The organism is Romboutsia sp. (assembly GCF_051659545.1).
Taxonomy (GTDB): Bacteria; Bacillota; Clostridia; order Peptostreptococcales; family Peptostreptococcaceae; genus JBOFOR01.
In genome coordinates, this window is the sequence record NZ_JBOFOR010000063.1 from 1 (window position 1) to 7,000 (window position 7,000).

The window sequence follows — 7,000 nt, forward strand, 5'->3', positions numbered from 1 at the left end:
TGTAACAAACCACTTGAATGTGGCATTTCTTGTAAAGCAATCTTTAAATTCATTTAAAATATTATCAATTAATTTAAGCATCTGTATAGTATCAATCTAAATAATGTGTTATTATATGTAAATAACTCTTTAATAGATGTTATCCTTTCTGTGTTGTAACTTTTAGGATACTATAAATCTATATAAAAGGGTTATTTTTTTTTAGAACTTTTGACTGTCTAGTAATATACTATTTAAATTATAATTTATAAATTCCTTTAACTATATAACAACTCATTTAGCTTAAACAATACAAAAAAATATTCTTCCAACACTTTGCCCTTTGCTTAAAAAAGGATGCAACTAAAAGTTACATCCTTCTATTGTTTATATTAGTTTTTCTAAGATTATATCTATATCTTTATTTATTTCAACTAGCTTTTCATTAGCTTCATTTTCATCTTTTCCTTTTAACGCTATATAGAACTTAAGCTTAGGTTCTGTTCCAGAAGGTCTAATTGCTATCCAAGAACCATCCTCTAAGAAATATTTTAATACGTCTGCTTTTGGGAGACCATCTATTCCTTTATTGTAATCTTTTACATCTACTATATTAGTATTATTTATAGATTTGATTTCTGTTTTTCTAAAATAAGTCATTATATCTTGTATTTTAGCTAATCCTTCAATACCTTTTAATGTTATAGACATAGTTTTTTCTTTGAAGAATCCATATTTGTTATATAAATCTATTAACCCTTCATATAAACTCATTCCTTTAGAACAATAAAATGCAGCCATTTCTGATATTAGTACTGAGGCTACAACTCCATCCTTATCTCTAGCATGAGTTCCTACTAAATATCCATAGCTTTCTTCATATCCAAATATATAAGTTTTTTCTTTAGTTTCTTCAAATAACTTTATTTTTTCACCTATAAATTTAAATCCAGTAAGAACATTTAATACATCTACATTATTTGCTTTAGCTATATATGCTCCAAACTCAGAGGTTACTATAGTTTTTACTAAAGCTGAGTTTTCTTTTAGCTTATTTTTTTCTTTTAAACCTTCTATTATGTAGTTAGTAAGAAGCCCTCCAATTTGATTTCCTGTAAGTAGAGCATATTCTCCAGTTGTAGTTCTAACTGCAACGCCAACTCTATCACAGTCAGGATCAGTTGCTATTACTAAATCTGCACCTTTTTCTTTTGCAAGTTCTATTCCTCTAATTAACGCTTTTTGTTCTTCTGGATTAGGATATTCTATACCTGCAAAATTAGGATCTGGTTGTTCTTCCTCTGGAACAATTACTATATTTTTAAATCCTACTTCTGAAAGAGCTCTTTTTATTGGTATATTTCCTGTACCACAAAGTGGTGTAAATACAATTTTAAAATCTTTTCCAATTTCTTCTATTAGTTCTTTTCTTATAACTTGTTTTTTAACAGCTTCTATAAATGCAGTATCATCCTCACATCTTAGCATTATAACTAAATCTTTATTTTCATTACTTAATGTAGGGATTGTGCTGTAATCAGTTATACTGTTTATTTCTTCAGTTATAGCAGTTGCTATGTGTGGCATTACTTGTGAACCATCTTCCCAATATACTTTATATCCATTGTATTCAGGAGGATTATGGCTAGCTGTTATCACTACTCCAGCTATTGTATTTAAATTTCTTACTGCAAAAGATAACTCAGGAGTCGTTCTTAAGTTATTAAATATATAAGCTTTTATTCCACATGCTGCCAATGTATTTGCAGTTTCTATACAAAATTCTCTAGACATATGTCTATTGTCATGTGCGATTACTACCCCTCTATTTTTATCTTCTTCAGTAGTATTTTTTATTATATAGTTAGCTAGACCAAAAGTTGTTCTTCTTATTGTATATTTATTAATTCTATTAGTTCCCGCAGCGATTACACCTCTAAGTCCAGCAGTGCCAAACTCTAGATTTTTATAAAATCTATCTTCTATTTCACTTTTATTATTTGATATTTTTTTTAAGTCTTCTTTTGTATTATTATCGAAGTATGAGTTATTTAGCCATTCTTCATATTTTTGCATGTAGCACATAGTACACTATTCCTCCCCTTATGTATCTTTTGTTTTGCTTTCGCATATGTATATTTTATACTTTTTTCCTTTTTTAGTAAATACTATAAATAAATCAAAAATTATTTAAAATAAACATTTTCCTACAGAAACTAAAGTTAATAATTAAAATTAGTTAACTATGTATATATCTATAGAACGTCTTCCCCAATCATTGCATTGACTTTCACTATACATAAATATATCTATTCTATTTCCTTTAATAGCACCTCCACAGTCTTCAGCAGTAAAAATCATGTTAAATATAGGGATATAAACTTTACTTCCATAAGGTATTATTCTTGGATCTATAGCAATGGTTCCCCACTTAGGTGCTGTACCTGTAGATGTTATTGTATCACCAGCATATGCTGTAGCAACTACCTTCATATATTCAGATTTGCCAACTCTCGAAATATCTCCTCTTGAAGTTAACTTAAAATCTTCTTTTGTCCCCTTTTTTATAATTTTTTCTGTTGGTTCTGTACAAATAATTTCTTTTATCAACTTTTTATCTACTAATTTATCATCTTCATAAACTAATTTATATAAAAGTTCCTTTTCTCCATATTTTCCATCTTGTTCAATTTTTGTTATTCCCTTAATTAAGTTTTTGTCTTCTATTAGATTTGTTTCAAATGGTATATTTTCATATTCTTTAGCTTCTTTTACATCTACTTTTATTACTTTTATTTTCATACCATCCTTAGTTATTGCATTTAAGCTAGGCGTTATTTTATCATCATTATCGTATTTTACATTATTTTCATCCAATAATTCTTTAACCGTTTTTTTGAATGTTGATACTTTTGTTTCCTTTCTAGCAATACACAAACTTATTTGTTCTTTGTATAAATTACAATATGTACCTAATGAAATAATCAATAGAGATATAACTACTAATATTGAGCTTACTCTTTTATTTTCTTCATTATTCAAAGCATTTCCCTCCTACTATTTTAGTTTATAAAAATATAATCTTTATGCTTTACCAACTATTTTCTGAAGTTACTTTTTTATATAATTTTTACTAGATAGTCCATATTGAATGTTTTGAAATATTAAATTTTATTTAATAATCGACCTTGTAATATATGTATATTGTTACTCTTCTTCATATATGTAACTTTTTTGTAACTTTTATTTCATATTTAATGCATGCTCAAATTTACTTACTACTTATGCTAGTTATATTATAGAAAAAGCTTTTATTAACATAAAAAAAGTGCCTCTATAATTAGAAAATTATTTTGAGACACTTTTTCCTGTTATATTAATCTGTTGATATTTTAAAAGAACCTCTTAGTATTACTACTGAATTTCCATCTATTACTATTGGTGAATCTATACTTATATCTAATAGAGAAACTTTTACATTTATATCTGTTGAGTTATCTGCGCTATACTTTGTTACTACATAAGGTAAAGTTGTACTATCTAATCCTGGTGAGGACATAGGTAGTATAGAACTTTGAGAAATACATCCTTTTTTTTGAGTACTTGAAACATTTGTAGTAAAGTTAATACTACTAGCTAAGCATTTCACTGAAATTGAATACGTTAAGTAGCCAGATACTCGAATTTCATATAAATCAACAAATCCATTAACAGATTTATTAGGACAAATATTATTAACATCTTCAATGTTATATTTGCCCAAATGTGGAGCAGGTTTTAAATCATCAGTATTAACAGCTACATAAAATGTAGTTTCACCACTTGGAACTACATATTCTAAGCCATTTGGAATAGGTATTAAATTTTCGAAAGTTACTATATTATTACAGCTCATTTATAGTACTCCTCCAGTACGATTTATAAATTTATATATAAAATACTAAATGAATAATATTTTATTGTATAATATGCACAGTTTTGTAGTTTAGTTCTATTTTTAAATTTATTTTTTGATATTCATTTCTTGCTCTAGTTCTAAATTTTTTGCTTTGCTCTTTTATTTTTTTTACAGGTATTCCAATATATATATACCATGGCTGGCAATCTTTTATAACCAGTGAGCAAGTTACTATTGCTGTACCTTCTCCTATATTTACATTATTTTCATTAACTATGAAACTTACTAAGTTTTCTTTTTTATTTTCTACTATATATTCTTCAATTTCCAATTTATCAAAATCATCATCAATTATTATTATTTCAATTTTAGAATAATCTTGATTTAAAATAGACATAATAAAATCCTTTAAATATGATTTTTGATTATACGTAATTATAGTAACTGTAAAAAGAGAGAACTTTAAAGAACGTGGAGTATTTGACGAAATATTTAAATGTTGGGGCGGTGAAGATGATACATTTATTTATGAAGTTCGTTTTTTTGTATAAATGATACGGAAGACCTACAGACATGAATGTATATCATCTTTTTCATGAGAAATAAAAAATTCGCTTCGCTTGAGCGACCTGTCGGCGAAACACTTCATATCGCCAACGGCTCTGCGCGTTGCTAAAAATCTTTTTTACTTTCACTAAGTATGTTGACATTGCTTGAATATCGTAACTTATCCACAATTTTTTAGGCAATATAATTTCCTTAAGCGTAAAAAAGTACTAAAGACCACTATAGAGCAAATAAATCATTAAATTTTTCTCCAAAAACAGAGCTTAATGTGGTTCTTGGAAAATACTCATTAATCTTAAAATCATTACTAAAATTAAATATATCTATGCTTACACAGGACCCTAATATTATAATTTCATTCATATTTAACACATTCAATATTAAAATATTATAATAACCCTCTGACTTTAAAATATTCTACTAATTCTATATCTTTAACTAGCCACTTTCCATCGTATAACTTGTATATTTGATCAAGTAGTATTTTAGATTTTTCTATTTCATTTTCATCACTTATCTTTTTTAATTTTCCTAGATACCAAAATTTAAAGTAAAGATCATATCGAGTATTTAGATACTCATCTAAAACATTATACTTACTTAAAATTTCTATTTTTTTACTTTCTAATACTAAATATTTACTATAAAAATCACTGTTTATATTATTAACAGCTGAGCCTGAATTGTTAGTATGATATATAAAAATCGTTTCATCTATTACCTTTGTTCTTTGAGAGGTCATTAATAGCTGATAAAAAAGTAAGGTATCTTCACAAAATGATCTCTCAATACCAATAAGATTATTATTTATCAAGATATCTTTCTTTATAATCATTGCTTGAATATTTGCTGCAAAAAACTTTAATTTTAAAAGCAAATAAAAGATTGATTTGTTTGGTTGATAATACTTCGACAAGTGTAATTCATAAATATTTTTATTCTATGGATTATCCAATCTTCTGTAAGTCTAGCAGGGTTAAAGTTTAAGGTGTTAAAATTCATATTAATAACTATTACTTTGTTCATTCAATAAACCTCCATTGATACTTCTATGCTCCAACTAACTTATACTTGAAACCTATTTTTTCTAACTTATCTTTATCTAAGAAATTTCTTGTATCTAAAATTAAATTGCCACTCATTACTTCAATTATTTCTTTAAAATCTATATATTTAAATACACTATGGTTTACACCTATTACTAATATACTACTATTTTTTACACACTTAAATAAATCATCCTCTATTAAAGCGTGCTCTTTTACATAAGGGTCATATATAGAAACTTCATAATTATTTTCTTGAAGAATATCAATAAGGTCAACAATAGGACTTTGTCTTATATCATCAATGTCTGCCTTATATGTCATTCCAAGTATAGAAACTTTTTTATTACCTCTTGTATGCTTTATTAAGCAATCTATGTTATTAAAAATATATCTAGGCATTGAATCATTTGTGAGTCTAGATAGTTTTATTATATTTGATAGGTTAGGGCTATTTTCAACAATAAACCATGGATCCACAGCTAAGCAATGTCCACCTACTCCCGGTCCTGGATCTAATAGATTAACTCGTGGATGCTTATTAGAATATTTAATTACATTCCAAATGTTTATACTCATAGAGTCACATATTTTTAATAACTCATTAGATAGAGCTATATTTACATCTCTATAAGTATTTTCTACCAATTTTACCATTTCTGCAGTTTTTGTATCTGTTATATATATATCTCCTCTTACAAAACATTCGTAAATTTGTTTTACTATTAGAGCAGATGCTTCATTTATTCCACCGATTACTCTGTGATTATTTGCTAATTCAGTTAATATATTTCCAGGAAGTACTCTTTCTGGACAATAGGCTAAGTACAAATCTTCTCCTACTTTTAAATTGGTACTCTCAAGTATCGGTTTTAGTATATCTTTAGTTGTACCTACAGGCGATGTTGACTCTAAGATTACGACATTACCTTTTTTTAAATATGGAAGTATTGAGTTCATTGCATTTAGTACATAATCTAAGTTTGCTTTTTTTTCTTCATTTATTGGAGTAGGTACAGCAATAATAAATACATCAGCCTCACAAGGTACATTTATAGCTATTAAGTTTTTATTTTTTACAACTTCTTTTACTAATTTGTCAAGATGTGGTTCTTTGATAAGAATTTTTCCCATTTTTAAATTTTCAACTACTTTTTTATTTGTATCTACCCCAATTACATTATGCCCACAACTTGCAAGCATAGCAGCTGTCGGAAGTCCTATATATCCAAGTCCAACTATGCAAATTTTCTTATTCATATTTATTACTCCCTATTTATTTTTTTTTACCAAACTTAAAAATTAGAATTTATTTATAATATGATAAATAAATTTATTTTGTTACTTTACATTTATCGACAACTGTATTTTAAATAGTTATATTTTTTATTACATCATCATTGTTATTTATTTTAAATATATTTTCAATCTTAGAGATAGTATAATATTCTGATATCAAATTATATTTATCTATAGAGAAATATTTCAAACCAAACTTATGCTTATCTAT

At 26.4% G+C, this 7,000-nt stretch carries 8 protein-coding genes; all 8 read right to left on the minus strand.

Annotated elements, in window-relative coordinates; genetic code table 11:
- Nucleotides 1-366: 366 nt before the first annotated feature.
- Nucleotides 367-2,064 carry a phospho-sugar mutase gene (locus ACRC03_RS03545; RefSeq protein WP_438651175.1) on the minus strand — a complete coding sequence of 566 codons (1,698 nt, stop codon included), beginning with the start codon at nt 2,062-2,064 and terminating at the stop codon, nt 367-369.
- A gap of 150 nt (nt 2,065-2,214) precedes the next feature.
- Nucleotides 2,215-3,021, minus strand: coding sequence for a G5 domain-containing protein (locus tag ACRC03_RS03550; protein ID WP_438651176.1), 807 nt, complete (start codon nt 3,019-3,021; stop codon nt 2,215-2,217).
- Between the two features lie 334 nt (nt 3,022-3,355).
- Nucleotides 3,356-3,874, minus strand: a complete 519-nt coding sequence (locus ACRC03_RS03555) for a hypothetical protein (RefSeq protein WP_438651177.1) — start codon at nt 3,872-3,874, stop codon at nt 3,356-3,358.
- Between the two features lie 61 nt (nt 3,875-3,935).
- A complete protein-coding gene (locus ACRC03_RS03560) occupies nt 3,936-4,403 on the minus strand; it encodes a glycosyltransferase (protein ID WP_438651182.1) in 468 nt (155 codons plus the stop codon).
- 260 nt (nt 4,404-4,663) lie between these two features.
- On the minus strand, nt 4,664-4,807 hold the full coding sequence (locus ACRC03_RS03565; protein WP_438651178.1) for a DUF6270 domain-containing protein: 144 nt from the start codon (nt 4,805-4,807) through the stop codon (nt 4,664-4,666).
- 25 nt (nt 4,808-4,832) lie between these two features.
- Complete coding sequence (locus ACRC03_RS03570) at nt 4,833-5,186, minus strand: hypothetical protein (RefSeq protein WP_438651179.1); 354 nt, start codon at nt 5,184-5,186, stop codon at nt 4,833-4,835.
- Nucleotides 5,187-5,311: 125 nt separating this feature from the next.
- On the minus strand, nt 5,312-5,470 hold the full coding sequence (locus ACRC03_RS03575) for a hypothetical protein (RefSeq protein ID WP_438651180.1): 159 nt from the start codon (nt 5,468-5,470) through the stop codon (nt 5,312-5,314).
- Nucleotides 5,471-5,493: 23 nt separating this feature from the next.
- Nucleotides 5,494-6,750, minus strand: coding sequence for a nucleotide sugar dehydrogenase (locus ACRC03_RS03580; RefSeq protein WP_438651181.1), 1,257 nt, complete (start codon nt 6,748-6,750; stop codon nt 5,494-5,496).
- Nucleotides 6,751-7,000: the final 250 nt, after the last annotated feature.

Bases quoted from the DNA above. Each gene is read 5' to 3' on its own strand.
- ACRC03_RS03555 (WP_438651177.1), bottom strand. From the start codon at position 3,874: ATGAGCTGTAATAATATAGTAACTTTCGAAAATTTAATACCTATTCCA.
- ACRC03_RS03575 (WP_438651180.1), bottom strand. From the start codon at position 5,470: ATGAACAAAGTAATAGTTATTAATATGAATTTTAACACCTTAAACTTT.
- ACRC03_RS03545 (WP_438651175.1), bottom strand. From the start codon at position 2,064: ATGTGCTACATGCAAAAATATGAAGAATGGCTAAATAACTCATACTTC.
- ACRC03_RS03570 (WP_438651179.1), bottom strand. From the start codon at position 5,186: ATGACCTCTCAAAGAACAAAGGTAATAGATGAAACGATTTTTATATAT.
- ACRC03_RS03565 (WP_438651178.1), bottom strand. From the start codon at position 4,807: ATGAATGAAATTATAATATTAGGGTCCTGTGTAAGCATAGATATATTT.
- ACRC03_RS03580 (WP_438651181.1), bottom strand. From the start codon at position 6,750: ATGAATAAGAAAATTTGCATAGTTGGACTTGGATATATAGGACTTCCG.